The organism is Methylosinus sp. KRF6, from assembly GCF_018887255.1.
GTDB classification, from domain to species: Bacteria; Pseudomonadota; Alphaproteobacteria; order Rhizobiales; family Beijerinckiaceae; genus Methylosinus; species Methylosinus sporium.
In genome coordinates this window covers 31329-48099 of sequence record NZ_JAHLJF010000001.1, presented here as the reverse complement: position 1 = coordinate 48099, position 16771 = coordinate 31329, and the positions used below count along the sequence as shown (strand labels likewise).

Here is a 16771-nt window from a genome sequence, read left to right as displayed (position 1 = left end):
CCGCGCCCGGCCGCCGCAGCGGGCCGAACGCTGAAGAAGGCCGGACTAACAAATCATGTGAAAAGCAGGTTGCCGAGCGTGCGCAGGCCCACGCCGCCACCGCAGTGCGGGGCGTTTTTCTGAATGCGGGCAAAATTGCGCATGTCGCTCATGCGCGGCGCGATACGCCTGTCATGCGCGAAAAGCAAGAGGCTTCGTTGCTCCGCGCGATGACGCTCAGGCGATGAAGACGCCGTTCAACGCCTTCCCGTCATGCCCCGTCACGCGCATTTCCAGCATCCGCCCCGCTTCCGCGCCGGGCGTGCGAATGAGCGTGAAATCGTCGGCGCGGGCCATGCCGCCTTTTTCCGTCAGCACGCGCAATGTCTTGCCGATCTGCGCGTCGAGATGGCGGATGAGCGCCGCTTCTCCGGCCGCGCGCAGGCGGGCGGCGCGCTCCTTCGCCAATGCGCCATTCACTCGAGGCATCAGCGCCGCCGGCGTTCCGGGACGCGGCGAATAGGGGAAGACATGCAGATGCGTCAGCCCGCACTGCTCGACGAGAGCGAGCGTGCGGGCGAACATGTCTTCGGTCTCGGTGGGAAAGCCGGTGATGAAATCGGCGCCGAAGACGATGTCCGGCCGCGCCTCGCGCAGCTCGGCGCAAAGACGAATGGCGTCGGTGCGCGAATGGCGGCGCTTCATGCGCTTCAGAATGAGATCGTCGCCCGATTGCAGCGAGAGATGCAGATGCGGCATCAGGCGCGGCTCGGCGGCCATGCAATCGAAAAGCGCGGCGTCCGCCTCTATGCAGTCGATGGAGGAGAGTCGCAGCCGCTCTAGCTGCGGCAATTCTCGCAGCAGCTTGCGCACGAGGCCGCCCAGCGTAACGCCCTCGGCGGCGTAGCTCGTCAGATCGACGCCGGTCAGCACGATCTCGCGCTTGCCGCTCTCGATGAGGCGGCGCGCCTCGGCGACGACCTCGCCCGGCGCGATGGAGCGCGAGGGGCCGCGGCCCAAGGGGATGATGCAGAAAGTGCAGCTATGGTCGCAGCCGTTCTGCACGGCGAGAAAGGCGCGCGTCTGCCCTTCGGCGGCGCTTTCGGCGCGCGTCTCGCCCGGCTCGGTCAGCACGCGCGTGACGCCATCCATCGTGGCGAAGCTCTGCGGGTCGATGCGCGCCGCGCAGCCGGCGACCACGATCTCGGCCGTCGGCCGCTCGCGCTTCAGGCGGCGGATCGCCTGGCGCGCCTGGCGCGTCGCCTCGGCCGTCACGGCGCAAGTATTGACGATGACGCGCTCGCTTTGCGCGCCGGCGCGCGCCTCGTGCAGCAGCCGCTCGGAATCGACGTAATTGAGACGGCAGCCGAAGGTGACGATGTCGACCGCGGCGGTCACGATTCCGGCTCGGCGAAATAGCGCGCTTCCAGCGCCGTCTCGAATTCGAGCTCGACGTCGCCGGTCATCAGCACATGATCGTCCGCCCCCCAGGCGATGACGAGCTCGCCGCCGGGCAGGCGCACGCGCGCCTCGCGGGCTGAAAGGCCGCTTCGGGCGGCCGCCACCAGCGTCGCGCAGGCGGCCGAGCCGCAGGCCCGCGTCTCGCCCGTGCCGCGCTCCCATACGCGCAGCAAAATCTCGTCCGGCGTGATGATCTTGGCGAAGGAGATATTGGCGCGCTCGGGAAAGAGCTTGTGATGCTCGAGCTGCGGCCCGAGCGTCGCGAGATCCATAGACAGCGGGTCGTCGACGAAGAAGACCGCGTGAGGATTGCCCATATTGACCGCCGAAAAGGCGGCGGGCGCCCCCTGGATTTCCGGCGCAAGCGTCACATTTCTCGTATCGGGCGCTTCCTCGGCGAGCGGGATCTCCCGCCAGCCGAGACGCGGGGCGCCCATATCGACGGCAAAGCGCGTCTCGCCGGCGCGCCATGTGCGCACCGGGCCGGCGTCGGTCTCCAGCGTCAGCGTCTCGCCTTCGCCGGCGCGGCCGAGCACATAGGCGACGCAGCGCGTGCCATTGCCGCAGGCGGCGGAGAGCGAGCCGTCGGTATTGTAGATGCGCATGAAGGCGTTGGCGCCAGCATGGCGCGGCGTCTGCAGGACCATGAGCTGGTCGAAGCGCAGGCCGGGGGCGCGGGCGATGGCGCGCGCCTCGGCGGGCGCGACCTCGAGGCCGGCGCGGCGCAAGTCGAGAACGAGAATTTCATTGCCGATCCCGTTCATGCGAAAGATCGGGAGGCCGGCGAGCGGACTGGTCATCATGCCGTTCATTTCCTGTTACAGGCGTATATAGAGAATCGAATCGCGACGCTATGGCCGGCGCCTGCGCTTTCCAAGAGGACCAGACCGATGAGCAATTCGAGCGGTGAGGGCGTCACGCAGAGATTGAAGCGGGCTTGGCCCTTTGTCGCGGGGCTGGCTGTTCTCGCCGTCGTCGCGGGAGCCTTTTTCGGCGCGACATCCACCTCGCCCACCCCCACCGCCGTCGTTCTGGCGCCGAGCGCGCAGGTCGCGGCGGAGACGCCGCAAAAGCCCGCGCCCGCCGCGCCGGACAGCCCCGTCGCGCCGAAGCCGACGCTGGACCTCAACGAGCCTTCTCCGGCCGAGGCGGAGGCGCAGGCGCAGGCGCAAGCCGACGCTATCGCCGGTCAGGCGATCGATATCATCGCCCGTCCCGTCGTCAAATTGCGCGGGCAGGGCACATGGGCGGACGGACTCAAGACGCTTTCCGAGGCCGTCGCCAATCTGCGCATCGCCGCCTCCAAGGCTGGCCTCACCGTGGACGGCCGTCCGCTGGTCGCCTTCACCGAGACGGATGACAATGGCTTTCATTTCGAGGCCATGCTGCCGCTGACGCGCTCGCCCGAGACCAAGGCCAAGTTCGAGCACGGTGTCGAGGCCGGCGCGTCGCCGGCCGGCAAGGCGCTGAAATTCCAGCATCGCGGGCCTTATGAGGAGATCGACTCGACCTATGAGGCGATCACCGCCTTTCTGGACGAGAAGGGTCTCGACACGAAAAATCTGTTCGTCGAGGAATATCTCACCGATTTGAAGACCAGTGACGACGATGGGCTCGAGGTGGATATCTACGTGTTCTTGAAGTGAGGGTCATCGCTTCGCTTTTGCGAGCGCCTGCAGAGCCGTCGAAATCGGCAGGAAGTAGGAAGATGATCTGACCGCGAAAGCAAGAAAACCGAGGCTTCGATAGAAGGCCTCGGCGCTTTCGTCCTTCGCCTCCACGACGATCGCGAATATCGCGGGATCGGCCCTCGCCGCTCGCACGACGGCGTCCATGACCATTGCGCCGGCGAGGCCTCGCCGTCGAAATTTCACATCGACCGCAAGCCTGCCGATCAGTCCGGCGGGAACCACGCCGTAGCGCGGCAGCTTTCTCACGATCGCGGGCGGCAGCTCGGTGAGCGGCAGGCTGGCCGCGGCGAAAGTGTAATAGCCCGCGATGGCGCCGACGTCGTCGAGCGCGACGAAGCAATTGCTGATGCGCCGCTTCACATCCTGTGCAGCGAGCTCGCGCAGATAGCGGTCGAGCGGCTCGACGCCGCAATAAAATCGCTCCCTGTCATGGATCGAGCTCAGCGATTCGATACGAAATTCGACCGTCACTTCGTCGCCTTGACGAGCCGACGATAGGCGTCGGCGGCGCGCTGCAATCCGGGCGACGGCGCGGGTGGGTCGAGAATCGCATCGGCGAATATGCGCTGATCTTCGACCGAGAGTCGGATGATCTGGGTTTCCTCGATCGTGCGAATCGCCGCTTCTTGCGCGGCGACCACCACGAAATCGCTGACGCTTCGGCCTTGGATTTCGGCGGCGCGTTTGATCGTGGCCAGCGCCTCGGGCGCGAGACGCGCTTCGAGCCGCGCCGTTCGGTTGTTTTCTGCGCCCATGACGCCTCCGATTTTTGACGCCTCCGATCTTCGACCGACTATGTACGGTCGATTGCCGGACAAATCAACCTCCCTTTCCCTCCGCCTCCGGCCGATATTCCAGAATGTCGCCCGGCTGGCAGTCCAAGACCTCGCAGATCTTCTCCAGCGTATCGAAGCGAATTCCTTTCACCTTGCCGGATTTCAAAAGGCTGACATTCTGCTCGGCGATGCCGATGCGTTGCGCGAGATCGCGCGAGCGCATTTTGCGCCGCGCGAGCATCACGTCGAGATTGACCACGATCGCCATGGCGCTCACACGAATTGCGCGTGCTCGCCGGCGATGTCGGCTGCGGTCTTGAAGATATGCGCTATGGCGATCAGCATCAGCAGGAAGATGATGTTCAGCAGATCCTCGAGCCTTATGTAGCCGTGATGATTCTGTCCGGGCGGCAGATGCGATGCGATGGCGAGGATGATCGCCGAGCGCATGACGACATCCAGCAGCACGGTGAACAGCCCGATGACGCCGGCGCGCCGCAGCCAGAGCGCCGCCTCCGCGGAGAAGACGCCGCCCTCGCGATAGAGGCTGAACACGCGCCACAGGCAAAAGCTGATGACGGCGGCGAAGACCCAGACGAAGAGGCTCAGCGCCGTCGCCGTCGCATATTGGCTTTGTGAAGCGCCCGAAACATCGATCTGCAGCAGCTCGCGATAATGGCGCTCGACCTTTCCGTGATCGGCCCAGAAGGTCAGTATCGCGAGGAGATCGGCCCCGGCGAAGACAATGACGAGCGCCCGGACCGTCTGGCAGATCCAGCCGATGCGCGCCCGCAGCGCGGAAAAACGCGGGTCCTGAAAAGCGACGGCGTCGGTCATGGGTTGCATCCTCCTTGGTCGCGTCATGCGCGATAGAAACAATTTGACACATATTATTTTTAATGTCAAACATGAAAATATAATCGAACAAAAGGAAGCGATTCATGACCCGCGGCCTCCCGTCTCTCGCGCTCGCCTCTGCTCTTTTTCTTTCGGCCTGCAACGGCGTTCCGCTCTCCACGCAGTGGAAGCTGCGCTCCTTCGATCTCTCGACGGCCGACGTCGCGCCGCTCCGTGTCGCCTTGCGCGCGCCCGATTGGCTGGAGCCGACGCCGACGAGCGCGCGGGTCGTCGTCGCCTATTGGCGGGAGGGCGAGGAGGCGGCCAAGCGCGTGCTGACGATTCGCCTCGTCTCCGGCGCGAGGGCCGAAGACGGGCCCATTCTCGCCGGCCTCGAATCGACGCTGAGCGGCGGGCTCGTGGTTTTCGAGGCCGACAGGCGGGATCTCGCCGCTATCCGCGCCGCGCAGGAGGAAGGAATGCGCTGGCGCGAGAGCGGCGCGAAAGCCCACGGTTCGCTCGAGCTCGACGGCGGGCTGTTCTGTCGCCGCGCGGAAATCCCCGCCGGGGCGGTGATTTTCGACGTCTATGTGCATACGGATGATGCGCTCGGCTGGCTGCCGCTGCTGATCGGCCATGACGCGCACCGGCCCGGCGCGGACGAGAAAAAGCTCGCCGACTTCATGCCGCCCTGCGCCGCCGCGCCCGCCAATGTCGCGGCCAAGACGCGGCGATAGCGCAAAGCTCCGCCGCCGTCCGATCTCGCTGGCCTTCTCCCCCTTCCGCGCGATATGATCGCGCCCATGCTGCCCACGGGCAGGGTTGGAAATCCAAGTCAATGAACGGCGACGAGCTTTCCGTCGGCTTCGAAATCTTCGAAATCATCTGGATCGATCTGCTTCTTTCGGGCGACAATGCGATTCTCATCGCTCTCGCCTGTCACAAGCTCCCGAAACAGCAACGGCGATGGGGCATAATTCTGGGCGCGGCCGGCGGCGTGACGCTGCGCATCGCCTTCGCCTTCGTCGTCATACAGCTCATGGCCATTCCGGCGCTCAAGGCGATCGGCGGGCTCTTGCTGCTCGGCGTCGCCACCAAGCTGCTCATCGACGAGACCGAGCATCACGTCGACGCGAAAGAGGACCTCTGGGGCGCGGTGGCGGCCATCGTCATGGCCGATGCGGTGATGTCGCTCGACAATGTCATCGCCATCGCCGGCGCCGCGCGCGGCTCCATGCCGCTCATCGTCTTCGGCCTCGCCGTGTCCGTGCCGATCGTCGTCTTCGGCGCCGGCCTGCTGATGCAGGCGCTGTCGCGCTTTCCCATTCTCGTCTGGGCGGGCGCCGGCCTGCTCGGCTGGATTTCGGGCGAGCTCATCGCTGGCGATCCGGTCTGGACGAAGCTTGGCTGGACCGCGCCGGCCCATTTCGAATTGGCCTCCTCTATCGTCGGCGCCGTTCTGGTGCTCGTCGCGGGCTTTGTCGCGTCGAAGCTCGAGGAGCGCGCCGAGGCGCGGCGCCGAGCCGAAAGCAAAGGCTGATCGCCGATGGTCCTTGCGCTGCTGAAATGGACGCTGCTCGTCGTCGTCGGACTTTACTTTCTGTCGATGGCGGGCCTCGGCCTGTTTCAGCGACGCCTGCAATATCTGCCGGACAGGCGTCATATCCCGCCGCATGAGGCGGGCCTCGCCGGCGTCGAGGAACTGACGCTTTCGACATCGGATGGCGAGACGATCGTCGCCTGGCACGCGCCGCCGCGCGAGGGGCGGCCACTGCTGCTCTATTTCCACGGAAACGCCGGCGGGCTGGTGGATCGCGCCGCGCGTTTCCGCAATTTCCTCTCCGCCGGCTATGGCTTTCTCGCCATCGCCTATCGCGGCTATGCGGGCTCCAGCGGAACGCCGACGCAAGAAGGCGTCATGCGCGACGCCGAGGCCGCCTATGCGGAGGCCCGCGCGCGCGGCTACGAGCCGGAGCGCCTCGTCATCATCGGCGAATCATTGGGGTCCGGCGTCGCGACGCAGCTCGCGGCGCGGCGCGCGGCGGCGGCCCTGGCGCTCGATTCGCCTTTCTCCTCGGCCGTCGACGTCGCCGAGACGCGCTTCGGCTTTCTGCCCGTGCGCTGGCTGATGCTGGATCAGTTCCGCTCCGATCTCGCCATTCGCGACGTGCATATGCCGCTGCTGATCGTCCATGGAGACGAGGATGGCGTGGTGCCGATCGCGCTCGGGCGGCGGCTGTTCGATCTCGCCAATGAGCCGAAGACCTTCGTCCTCGCGCCCGGCGGGCAGCATTTGGTGCTGGGGCTGCCGGACGTGTTCCCGCGCGTCGCGCGCTGGCTGGATGCGACGCTCGCGGCTCCGCGTCGCATGGAGGCGAGCGACTGACGCTCAGCCGCGCGAGGCGCCCTGCTTCGCGATCGGCTGCTGCGGATCGAGCGCCAGAGCGCGCTGATAGGATTCGGACGCCTTCTGGCGATTGCCCTTGCGCTCATAGGCGAGGCCGAGCCAGGCCCAGGCCGGCGCGCTCTTATTGTCGACATTGAGCGCGGCGTTGAAATCCTCGATCGCCTTGTCGTAATTGCCGAGCGTGACGAGGCTCTCGCCGCGCGCCTGATAGGGCGCCGCCGCGAAAGGATCGCGGTCGATGGCGTTGTCGAAATCGGTGACGGCGCGCTGATTGTCGCCGCGCTTCTGATGGATCAGCCCGCGCGCGTGAAACGCCTGCGCGCTCTCGGGATTGAGCTTGATCGCCGCATCGAGATCGGCGAGCGCCTGCTCGAGATTGCCCTGCGCGCGCAGCAGATTGGCGCGGCCGATATAGGCCGGCGCGTGATTGGGGTTGACGTCGACGGCGCGGTCGAAATCGAGCCGCGCCTGATCGTTGCGGCCGATCTGGCGGAAGGCGAGGGCCCGATTGGTGAAAGCGGCGGCGTTATTGGGCTCGATCTTGATCGCCTGGGAAAAATCGGCGATCGCCTCCTGAAACTGGCCGATCTTCGCCAGCGCCACGCCGCGCGTGTTGTACGCCTCCGGGCTCGGATTGCGACGAATCACCTCGGAGAGCGATTCGATATTGGCGTTGGCGGCTCTGGGGTCGGCGGCGTCGGTCTCGGCGAAGCCGCGTCCCGGCGGCCGCAGCACGCCGGCGGTCTCGCAACCGGTGAGGGCGAGGAGAGTCAGCATCGCGGCGCCCGCGCGCAGAGGCGCGCGGCGGCGAGATGCGGGGGACGTCCGGCGAACCGCCGAGCCGAGCGGCAATTCCATTCCGTCCGACCTCCTCGAACAAAGTCCTGAAAGCGCGGAACGCGCGATGACGACGATCTATACCGGGCAATTCGGCGAGAATTCGACGGTGCGCCCGCTTTTAACGCGCTCAGCGGCCGCCGACGGCGGGCTTCGCTTTCACCGGCAGCAGGCCTTCGCGCTGCAGCTTCTTGCGGGCGAGCTTGCGCGCGCGGCGCACGGCCTCGGCCTTCTCGCGGGCCCGCTTCTCGGAGGGCTTCTCATAATGGCCGCGGAGCTTCATCTCGCGGAAAATGCCTTCGCGCTGCATCTTCTTCTTCAGCGCCTTGAGAGCCTGGTCGACATTATTGTCGCGGACGAGAACTTGCACGAAGCGATCCTGTTTCTTGAGGCGGCGCGCGCCCCGGGTGGAGACGTTGCTGCGGGTGAGAATAGTCGGTCGGGCGCTGACGGAGCGCCTGACCCGTGCGCGGGGAATTAACAGAACCGCTCGGCGTTGTCCACACGCAGCAGCGGCGGCGTCGCCGTTGTCCGTACAAACCGATAGGCCGGGAGCGTCCCGTCGGCTTCTGGTTTTCCCGCGGCGCCAGGGTGGATTTTTGCGGCGGCTTTCGCCACCATGCCGCAAAGCGCGCGTTACGGCGCGCGTCATGCGGCGTTTTCTGGAGACGACATGAACAAGCCGATCAGCAAAGGGGAATTGAGCGCGGCCGATGGCGCGGAGGCGATCCGCGCCCGCTATCGCCGCGATGATTCGCCCACCCCGCCCGTTTGGAACGAGACGCTGGAGCTTCTGCTCGCGCATCGGTCCATTCGCGCCTATCTGCCGGAAAAAATTCCCGCCGAAACTCTGGCGACCGTCGTCGCCGCCGCGCAATCGGCCTCCACCTCCTCCAATCTCCAGGTCTGGAGCCTCGTCGCCGTCGAGGATGAGGCGCGCAAGAGCCGCCTCGCCGATCTCGCCGGCAATCAGCAGCATATTCGCGACGCGCCTTTGTTTCTTCTGTGGCTCGCCGATCTCTCGCGGCTCGAGAATATCGGCAAGGAGCAGGGCCGCGACGGGGCGGCGCTGCCCTATCTCGAAATGTTCCTCACCGCCGCGATCGACGCCGGCCTCGCCGCGCAAAATGCGCTGGTCGCGCTGGAATCGCTCGGCTATGGCGGGGTCTATATCGGCGGGATCCGCAACAAGCCGGAGGAGGTGGCCAAGGAGCTGGACCTGCCGCCGGGCGTTTTCGCCGTCTTCGGCATGGCGGTCGGCCGTCCCGATCCGGCCAAGGCCGGCGGCGTGCGCCCGCGCCTCGGCCAGGGCGCCGTTCTGCATCGCGAGCAATATGCCTGGAACGAGGCGCAGCGCGAGGCTGTCGCCACTTATGACGGGAAGTTCCGGGATTTCCAGAAGGAGGCGGGCCTTCCCGAGCAGGGCTGGATTCGCCAGGCGCTCTCTCGCATTCGCGGCCCGGAGAGCCTCAGCGGCCGCGACCGGCTGAAGGATGCGCTGCGGGCGTTGGGATTCGCGTTGAAGTGAGCCGCGCTCGAGCGGTTCTACGGTGACGATCGGGTGAAGGTTTCCTCATCCTGAGGAACCCGCATCGATCTCGGGCTCGCCCGAGATCGGCAATTCGAAGAGCCAAAGTCGGGCAAACCCGACTTTGGTGCGGGCGTCTCGAAGGACGAGGAAACCGTTAGCGCCGCCTTCTGGAGTTCGCCCGCGTGCTTCGAGACGGCGGCTCCGCCGCCTCCTCAGCATGAGGGCGAGGGGGATGGACTTTCGATTCGCGGGCGCCGCGCCGACGATTGCCAAGCGCGACATGCTTGCCTTATCAATGCCCCCGGCCCATCTCGGGCCGCAAGCGACTTACGCCGACTTGTATCGGCGAGTGGGCGCATGAGGAGAGCATATGATCGCCGTAACCTTCCCCGACGGGGCGTCCCGTCAATTCGAGCCCGGCGTCTCCGGCCTCGATATCGCCAAGAGCATTTCCCCTTCCCTCGCCAAGCGCACCGTCGCCATGGCTCTCGATGGAGAGCTGCGCGACCTCGTCGACACGATCGACCGCGACGCCAAAATCGAATTCGTCGGCCGCGAGGATCCGCGCGCGCTGGAGCTGATTCGTCACGACTGCGCGCATCTTCTGGCGGAAGCGGTGCAGGAGCTGTTTCCCGGCACGCAGGTCACCATCGGCCCGGTGATCGAGAACGGCTTCTATTACGACTTCTATCGGTCCGAGCCGTTCACGCCGGACGATCTTCCCGCCATCGAGAAGAAGATGCGCGAGATCGTCGCGCGCGACGCCGCCATCACCAAGGAAGTCTGGAGCCGCGATCAGGCCAAGACCTACTTTACGGCGAAGGGCGAGGCCTTCAAGCGTGAGCTGATCGAGAGCATTCCCGGCGGCGAGGATCTGAAAATCTATCGCCAGGGCCATTGGCTCGACCTGTGCCGCGGCCCGCATCTGCCGTCGATCGGCAAGGTCGGAACCGCCTTCAAGCTGATGAAGGTGGCGGGCGCCTATTGGCGCGGCGACCACAATAATCCGATGCTTTCGCGCATCTATGGAACCGCTTTCGCGAAACAGGAAGACCTCGACGCCTATCTGCATCGCCTCGAGGAGGCCGAGCGCCGCGATCATCGGCGTTTGGGCCGCGAGATGGACCTCTTCCATTTCCAGGAGGAAGGGCCGGGCACGATCTTCTGGCACGAGAAGGGCTGGGCGCTGTTCCAGAGCCTCGTCTCCTATATGCGCCGACGCCAGAAGGCCGCGGGCTATCGCGAGGTGAACACGCCGCAGGTGCTCGACCGCGCTTTGTGGGAGACCTCCGGCCATTGGCAGACCTATCGCGAAAATATGTTCCTCACCAAGACAGAGGACGAGCGCATTTTCGCGTTGAAGCCGATGAACTGCCCCGGCCATGTGCAAATCTTCAAGAACGGCTTGAAGTCCTATCGCGACCTGCCGGTGAAGATCGCCGAATTCGGCATTGTGCATCGCTATGAGCCGTCGGGCGCGCTGCATGGCATGATGCGCGTGCGCGCCTTCACGCAGGACGACGCGCATATCTTCTGCAACGAGGACCAGATTATGGAGGAGGCGTTGAAGATCAACGACCTCATCCTGACGATCTATCGGGACTTCGGCTTCGACGACGTCGTGGTGAAGCTCTCCACGCGGCCGGAGAAGCATGTCGGCTCCGATGAAGCCTGGGCCAAGGCCGAGGCGGCGCTCCACAAGGTGCTGGAGGAGCTCGCCGCGCGCGGATTGAAGACCGGCGTCAATCCGGGCGAGGGCGCTTTCTATGGGCCCAAGCTCGAATATACTTTGCGCGACGCCATCGGCCGCGAATGGCAATGCGGCACGACGCAGGTGGACTTCAATCTGCCGGGGCGTTTCGGCGCCTTCTATATCGGCGCGGACAGCGAGAAGAAGACGCCGGTGATGATTCACCGCGCCATGTTCGGCTCGCTGGAGCGCTTCACCGGCATATTGATCGAGCATTATGCCGGTCATCTGCCGCTGTGGCTCTCGCCGCTGCAGATCGTCGTGTGCACCATCACGCAGGACGCCGACGACTACGCCTATGAGGTGGCGGCGGAGGCGCGCAAGCTCGGCCTCGCGGTCGATCTCGATCTGCGCAATGAGAAGATCACCTATAAGGTCCGCGAGCATTCGCTGGCCAAGGTTCCGGCGCTTCTCGTCGTCGGCAAGAAGGAGGCGGTCGAGCGCACGGTCTCCATCCGCCGTCTCGGCTCGCAGGCGCAGAGTTCCGCTACCCTTGCCGACGCGCTGGCCGCGCTCGCCGCCGAGGCGACGCCGCCGGATGTGAAGGAGGGGTAAGACCGCTCGCGACAGGCGCTCACGGTCGCGGCAGCGCGATCGCGAGACGCCGTGATCGAGGCCGGGATTGGCTTTCGCCAAATCGCGTCATTTGCGGGCGTCGCGATATTGCCGCAGCGCGATGCGCTCCAGAGTGTCGTCGGGATAGATCGCGTCTCGCCCGCGGCCGGTGGCGGCGCTTCCGGCGCAGCTTGCGCGACAGCCGGCGATCGAAGGCAATTTGGTTTACCGGCGCAATGAATATTTCGCGCGGCGGCACGGAATCGTGAACGGCGAGCACATGCGGTGGGCGTCCCCCGTCGGCGACGGATGCTATGGCGAGATATTGGACAATTTCGAAAGCGGCAAGTCGCGAGCTCTGCATTATGCGGTCCTCACGACCTTGCACCACCAGCGCAGAAAATGAATTTCCATAATTCGCGACTATGCAAGATATAAATAAAACAGAGATTGCGGTGGGGATTTTCTTCGCGTTAGTTCGTTCCACTCGCGAGGGAACAGGTGATGATCGATCGTCGATATTTCAGCCGAGCGGTCGCCGCATCCGCTCTCGCCCTGCCTGGCATCGCGTGGTCGGAGTCTCCCGTGCTGCGCCTCGGAACGATGCGCCTGAACAGCGCAGCGCCGTTTTTTGTCGCGTCTGATAAAGGCTTTTTCGAAGATGAAGGCTTGAAGGTCCAAGTCGAATATTTCGACGCCGCCGCCCAATTGCCCGTCGCCGCCGTCGCGAATTCGATCGACGTCGGCATGACCGCCTTCACCGCCGCTTATTTCAACCTCGCCGCCAAAGGCGGGCTGAAACTCGTCTGCGGCGACAGTCGACCGCATCCCGCCTTTCCCAATAATCAGCTGGTGGCCAGCCGCAACGGTTACGACGCCGGATTGCGCTCTTTCGCAGACATTCGGGGACGTCGCCTGGGCATAACGACCATCGGATCGTCGTTCCATTATCAGTTCGGCGTGATTGCTGCGAAATTCGCCTTCCCACTGTCGCAGGTCGAGCTCGTCCCTCTTCAGATTTTGCCGAACGTCGGTTCTGCGGTCGCCGCCGGAAAGCTGGACGGGGCCATCCTTCCCTCGACGGTCGCGGACCCGTTGGTCAGAGCGGGCTCCGGCGTCTTCATCGGAAATACGGCCGAAGTCGACATGACGCAAGGAAGCGGCGTGTTTACCCGCCCCGATTTCATCGCCGCCAATCGTGCGGGGATGGAACGCTTCGTGCGAGCGCATCGGCGTGCGATGGCCTTCAGCAATAGAGCCGTCAATCGGCTCGACGAGCGAGGCCGACCGGTCGACAGCGGTGAGCGAGAGGAGCTTCTCGAAATCGTCGCTCGGCGTACGGGCCAGACCAGGCAGCAGATCAGCTCGACCTTCGGCTATTACGATCCCGCCGCCGGCTTGAACCTCGAGGACGTCCGCAAGGTGCTCAGATTTTGGCAAGGCCTGGGACTCGTGAAGCGAAACGTCGACGCCGAACAGGTCGTCGACCTCTCTTTCGCGGCTTGAATTCGGCCTCGGGGAGGACGCAATGGAACTGGAGCTTCGAGGATTGGGACACGACTTCGGGTCGTTGACCGTTCTCGACAATGTCTCGTTCGCGGTGCGAAAATCCGAGATCGTCTCTGTCATCGGTCCCTCTGGTTGCGGAAAGTCGACTCTGCTGGCGATCGCTGGCGGCCTCATCGCGCCGAGTCGAGGATCGGCTGTCTCGCTCGGCGTTCCGCCGGCTGCGAGCCTCAACCCCTTCACCTTCGTTTTTCAGGACGCCGGGCTGCTGCCGTGGCGGACCGTGGCCGGCAATGTCGCATTGGCGCTGGAGGGTCGGCCGCTATCGCGAAAGGCGCAAGCCGAGATCATCGAGGAAGTGTTGGATCGAACCGGTCTGCGCGGCTTCGCGAAAGCCTATCCGAAGCAATTGTCGGGCGGCATGAAACAGCGCGTCGGCATCGCCAGGGCGCTGGCCGCTCGTCCAGCCTTCCTCCTCATGGACGAGCCCTTGTCCGCCGTAGACGCGCAGACGCGCGAGCTGCTGATGGAGGAGTTCCTCGCCCTGTGGCTGCGAGACCGCGTTTCGATCCTCTACGTCACCCATAATCTCGACGAGGCGGTGCGGCTTTCCGACCGGATCGTCGTGCTCTCGAGACGGCCGGGCCGCGTCCGCGAAATCGTCGACGTCGCAATTCCGCAAAGCGAGCGCCGCCGCCCCGATGTCGCGAGCGAATTGTCGGCGATGCAGAACGACATCTGGAATCTGCTTCGATCGGAGGCGCGCAACGCCGATCGAGAGCTTCTGTCCCTGGAACGAGCCGATGTCTGAAGCCCATACGCCATCAGCGATCGGAGTTCCGAGCACGGTGCGATTCCGGGGCGGCGGATTCGAGATCACGCCGAAACGGTGGTTCGCTCCGGCATTTGCCGTTGTGCTCGTCGGAGCGTGGCAGGCCGGATCGACCTCGGGGCGGATCGATCCGCTGCTGCTGCCGGGGCCGGTCGACGTGCTCGAGACACTCTATCGCGAGCTCGCGCAAGGGGATTTGGCGATCCATATCGGCCAATCGCTCACTCGACTGCTGTTGGGCTGGTCGATCGGGAGCCTCGCGGGCCTGAGCGTGGGGCTCTCGATGGGACTCTGGTCCTGGTGCCGAGCGATCGGCGACGCCGCGATCTCTTCCCTATACCCCATTCCCAAGATTGCCCTGCTGCCGCTCTTCATACTCTGGCTCGGAATTGGGGAGTCCAGCAAAATAACGACGATCGCGCTCGGCGTTTTCTTTCCTATGGCGGTGTCCGTATGCGCCGCCGTCGACGCCGCGCCGCGTCCTTTCATACGCATGGCCCAGAGCTTCGGACTCGATCGGCTGTCGATCATCGTCAAGATCGTGCTGCCATCCGCCCTCCCGGCCATGTTGGCCTGCGCGCGCATTACCGTTTCCACAGGCCTCGTGCTCCTCGTCGCCGCCGAGATGATCGGCGCACAATATGGGATCGGCGCCTATATTCTCGCCGCCGGCAACATCATGGACTCCGAGAAGCTCCTCGCCGGCGTTCTCGTAATCTCTCTCCTCGGAACATGTGCAGGGGCGGTGATCGCGGCGCTCGAACGCACGCTCTTGCGCTGGCGTTGACCCGCTCGCTCATCGGATCGTCATTCATGAAAGCTCTCCAAAAAACAGCGCCGAGCTTCGGAGTCGAGTTTCGCGAGGTTCCCCGTCCGGTCCCGCGCCCAGGCGAGGCGCTCATCGAAATCACTGCGGCCGGCGTTTGTGGGACGGACGTGCATATCTTCGAATGGAGCGGCGGCTATGAATTCATGGCGCCGCTGCTTCCGCTGACGCTCGGGCACGAATTCGCGGGACGCGTGATCGACGTCGTCGGCGACGCAAACGGATTGGCGCCCGGCGCGCTCGTCGCCGTAATCCCTTCCGCCCCATGCGGAAGTTGCGCGCATTGCCTGAGCGGCGCGGCCGAATCTTGCGAGCGTCGCTCAGCCAAAGGCACCAGCGCCGACGGCGGCTTCGCGCCTTGGATCACTGCGCCTGTCGTCAATTGCCTCGAGGCGCCGAACGGCGTCGACGACGAGCTCGCAGCGCTCGCCGAACCATTGACCGTTGCGCAGGAAGCCGTCCTGAAAGGCGGAGTGACACGCGGCGATCGGGTGCTCGTCATCGGTCCCGGAACGATCGGACAGGCGATCGCCCTCTACGCCCGTATGGCCGAAGCCGCGGAGGTCGTCGTCGTGGGGAAGAACGATCCCCTCCGTTTCGAAACGCTGCGCGCTCTCGGATTTTGGGACCTTGTCGACATTAACGACGGCGATCTCGAAACCGCTTTGGCGTCCCGCTTCACAAGCCAGAAATTCGATATCATTTTCGAGGCGACCGGCGTTCCGGAGGTGGTTCAGCAAAGCCTCACATTCTTGCGCAAGGAAGGCGTTCTCGTCGTCGCTGGGATACACCCGCGCCGGGCTTCGCTCGATCTCACCCGCCTCGTGCGCGAAAGACATCAAATCCGAGGCACGCAACGCGCTCCGCGCAATGTCTGGCCGCGTGTGCTCGACAGCCTCGCGACCGAAGGCGAACGGTTTCGCCATATGATCACGCATCGCATGTCGCTCGATCGCGGCGTCGAGGCCTTGGAATTGGCGCGGACGCGTCGGGCCTCGAAAATCATTCTCTCGCCGGTTGTTCGAAAGAGAAGTTCATGACCGCTGTCTCGATCGCCCCCCATGGAAATGTCGTCGTTATTTCGATCGATCGCCGAGAGCGACGAAACGCCATCGACATCGACGTCGTCCGTGGACTGCAAGAGGCGTTCGCCCAATTCGACGCGTCCGATGGCCGCGTTGCGGTGCTGACCGGCGTCGGCGACGATTTTTCCGTCGGATCCGATCCGAATGTCCTGGTAACGGAGCTCTGGCGCTGTATGCCGACGATCGGAATCGTTACGAAAAAGCCCATCGTCACCGCCGTCGCCGGCGAATGTCGAGGCAGCGCCTTCACTCTCAATATGTTCGCGGATCTCTGCGTCGCAGACGAAAGCGCGAACTTTTGCTATCCGGAAGGAACGCACGGGGCCTGGGGCGGCCTCGCCGCAGGTCTCGCAGCGCGCATTCCGCACAAGATCGCGATGGAAATTCTGCTGTTGTCGCAGCCGATCTCGGCGCGCCGCGCCTATGAAGCCGGACTCGTCAACCGTCTCGCGCCGCGAGGGAAGCATCTGGAAGCGGCGCTCGAAATCGCCCGCGTCGTCGCGACGCGCGCTCCGCTCGTCATGCAATCGATGAAGCATTTCGTGACCGACCATGTGCTCGTGCAGAGCCCATCGGAGATACTCGGACGGACGACGCGCGACCTGACTGCGGTCCGCACGAGCCAGGACTCAGCCGAAGGCAAACGCGCGATGGCCGAGGGACGCGCACCCGAATTCGTCGGCAGATGAGCGCCCGGC

General features: G+C 64.8%; 19 protein-coding genes. 11 read left to right on the top strand and 8 right to left on the bottom strand.

The annotated features are described in order from the left end of the window. Positions 1–216: 216 nt before the first annotated feature. Both KP010_RS00220 and dapF read right to left on the bottom strand, forming a co-directional pair. Complete coding sequence (locus KP010_RS00220; protein ID WP_142862510.1) at positions 217–1377, bottom strand: MiaB/RimO family radical SAM methylthiotransferase; 1161 nt, start codon at positions 1375–1377, stop codon at positions 217–219. Beyond that, positions 1374–2240, bottom strand: a complete 867-nt coding sequence (gene dapF / locus KP010_RS00215) for a diaminopimelate epimerase (protein WP_142862549.1) — start codon at positions 2238–2240, stop codon at positions 1374–1376. Before dapF ends, KP010_RS00220 begins: the two co-directional genes overlap by 4 nt. Before the next feature lie 90 nt (positions 2241–2330). On the opposite strand from dapF, the gene KP010_RS00210 reads away from it, so the two are divergent. Further along, positions 2331–3086, top strand: coding sequence for a GyrI-like domain-containing protein (locus KP010_RS00210; RefSeq protein ID WP_142862511.1), 756 nt, complete (start codon positions 2331–2333; stop codon positions 3084–3086). 3 nt (positions 3087–3089) lie between these two features. Here KP010_RS00210 and KP010_RS00205 read toward each other — a convergent pair whose 3' ends face one another. From KP010_RS00205 to KP010_RS00190, 4 genes are all read right to left on the bottom strand, one after another. Then, positions 3090–3602 (bottom strand): GNAT family N-acetyltransferase, encoded by a 513-nt coding sequence (locus KP010_RS00205; protein WP_108915949.1) that lies wholly within the window; start codon positions 3600–3602, stop codon positions 3090–3092. Beyond that, positions 3599–3886: a DUF1778 domain-containing protein gene (locus KP010_RS00200; protein WP_108915948.1), complete on the bottom strand. Its 288-nt coding sequence runs from the start codon at positions 3884–3886 to the stop codon at positions 3599–3601. Before KP010_RS00200 ends, KP010_RS00205 begins: the two co-directional genes overlap by 4 nt. A gap of 64 nt (positions 3887–3950) precedes the next feature. Next, positions 3951–4175, bottom strand: coding sequence for a helix-turn-helix transcriptional regulator (locus KP010_RS00195; protein WP_024881568.1), 225 nt, complete (start codon positions 4173–4175; stop codon positions 3951–3953). A 5-nt stretch (positions 4176–4180) separates the two neighbouring features. Further along, positions 4181–4744, bottom strand: coding sequence for a DUF2975 domain-containing protein (locus tag KP010_RS00190; RefSeq protein ID WP_185966460.1), 564 nt, complete (start codon positions 4742–4744; stop codon positions 4181–4183). Positions 4745–4848: 104 nt separating this feature from the next. On the opposite strand from KP010_RS00190, the gene KP010_RS00185 reads away from it, so the two are divergent. The 3 genes from KP010_RS00185 to KP010_RS00175 all read left to right on the top strand — a co-directional run bounded on the left by KP010_RS00185 (position 4849) and on the right by KP010_RS00175 (position 7130). Beyond that, on the top strand, positions 4849–5481 hold the full coding sequence (locus tag KP010_RS00185; protein ID WP_108915946.1) for a hypothetical protein: 633 nt from the start codon (positions 4849–4851) through the stop codon (positions 5479–5481). Between the two features lie 101 nt (positions 5482–5582). Then, positions 5583–6284 (top strand): TerC family protein, encoded by a 702-nt coding sequence (locus KP010_RS00180; RefSeq protein ID WP_108915945.1) that lies wholly within the window; start codon positions 5583–5585, stop codon positions 6282–6284. A 6-nt stretch (positions 6285–6290) separates the two neighbouring features. Further along, complete coding sequence (locus KP010_RS00175) at positions 6291–7130, top strand: alpha/beta hydrolase (protein ID WP_142862513.1); 840 nt, start codon at positions 6291–6293, stop codon at positions 7128–7130. Between the two features lie 3 nt (positions 7131–7133). Here KP010_RS00175 and KP010_RS00170 read toward each other — a convergent pair whose 3' ends face one another. Both KP010_RS00170 and rpsU read right to left on the bottom strand, forming a co-directional pair. After that, complete coding sequence (locus tag KP010_RS00170) at positions 7134–8009, bottom strand: tetratricopeptide repeat protein (RefSeq protein ID WP_142862514.1); 876 nt, start codon at positions 8007–8009, stop codon at positions 7134–7136. Between the two features lie 109 nt (positions 8010–8118). Further along, positions 8119–8358, bottom strand: coding sequence for a 30S ribosomal protein S21 (rpsU, locus tag KP010_RS00165; RefSeq protein WP_018267543.1), 240 nt, complete (start codon positions 8356–8358; stop codon positions 8119–8121). A 303-nt stretch (positions 8359–8661) separates the two neighbouring features. Between rpsU and KP010_RS00160 the strand changes: the two genes are divergently transcribed. The 7 genes from KP010_RS00160 to KP010_RS00130 all read left to right on the top strand — a co-directional run bounded on the left by KP010_RS00160 (position 8662) and on the right by KP010_RS00130 (position 16762). Next, positions 8662–9516, top strand: a complete 855-nt coding sequence (locus KP010_RS00160; protein WP_142862515.1) for a nitroreductase family protein — start codon at positions 8662–8664, stop codon at positions 9514–9516. Positions 9517–9889: 373 nt separating this feature from the next. Then, positions 9890–11824, top strand: coding sequence for a threonine--tRNA ligase (thrS, locus tag KP010_RS00155; protein ID WP_142862516.1), 1935 nt, complete (start codon positions 9890–9892; stop codon positions 11822–11824). Positions 11825–12328: 504 nt separating this feature from the next. Further along, entirely contained in the window at positions 12329–13330 is a 1002-nt protein-coding gene (locus KP010_RS00150; RefSeq protein ID WP_142862517.1) for an ABC transporter substrate-binding protein, read from the top strand. Positions 13331–13352: 22 nt separating this feature from the next. Further along, complete coding sequence (locus tag KP010_RS00145) at positions 13353–14141, top strand: ABC transporter ATP-binding protein (protein WP_142862518.1); 789 nt, start codon at positions 13353–13355, stop codon at positions 14139–14141. Beyond that, positions 14134–14949 carry an ABC transporter permease gene (locus KP010_RS00140; RefSeq protein WP_108915936.1) on the top strand — a complete coding sequence of 272 codons (816 nt, stop codon included), beginning with the start codon at positions 14134–14136 and terminating at the stop codon, positions 14947–14949. The genes KP010_RS00145 and KP010_RS00140 overlap by 8 nt, the downstream gene beginning before the upstream one ends. Further along, complete coding sequence (locus KP010_RS23165) at positions 14895–16028, top strand: zinc-binding dehydrogenase (protein ID WP_142862519.1); 1134 nt, start codon at positions 14895–14897, stop codon at positions 16026–16028. The genes KP010_RS00140 and KP010_RS23165 overlap by 55 nt, the downstream gene beginning before the upstream one ends. After that, positions 16025–16762, top strand: a complete 738-nt coding sequence (locus KP010_RS00130) for an enoyl-CoA hydratase-related protein (RefSeq protein WP_142862520.1) — start codon at positions 16025–16027, stop codon at positions 16760–16762. Before KP010_RS23165 ends, KP010_RS00130 begins: the two co-directional genes overlap by 4 nt. The last annotated feature ends 9 nt before the right edge of the window (positions 16763–16771 follow it).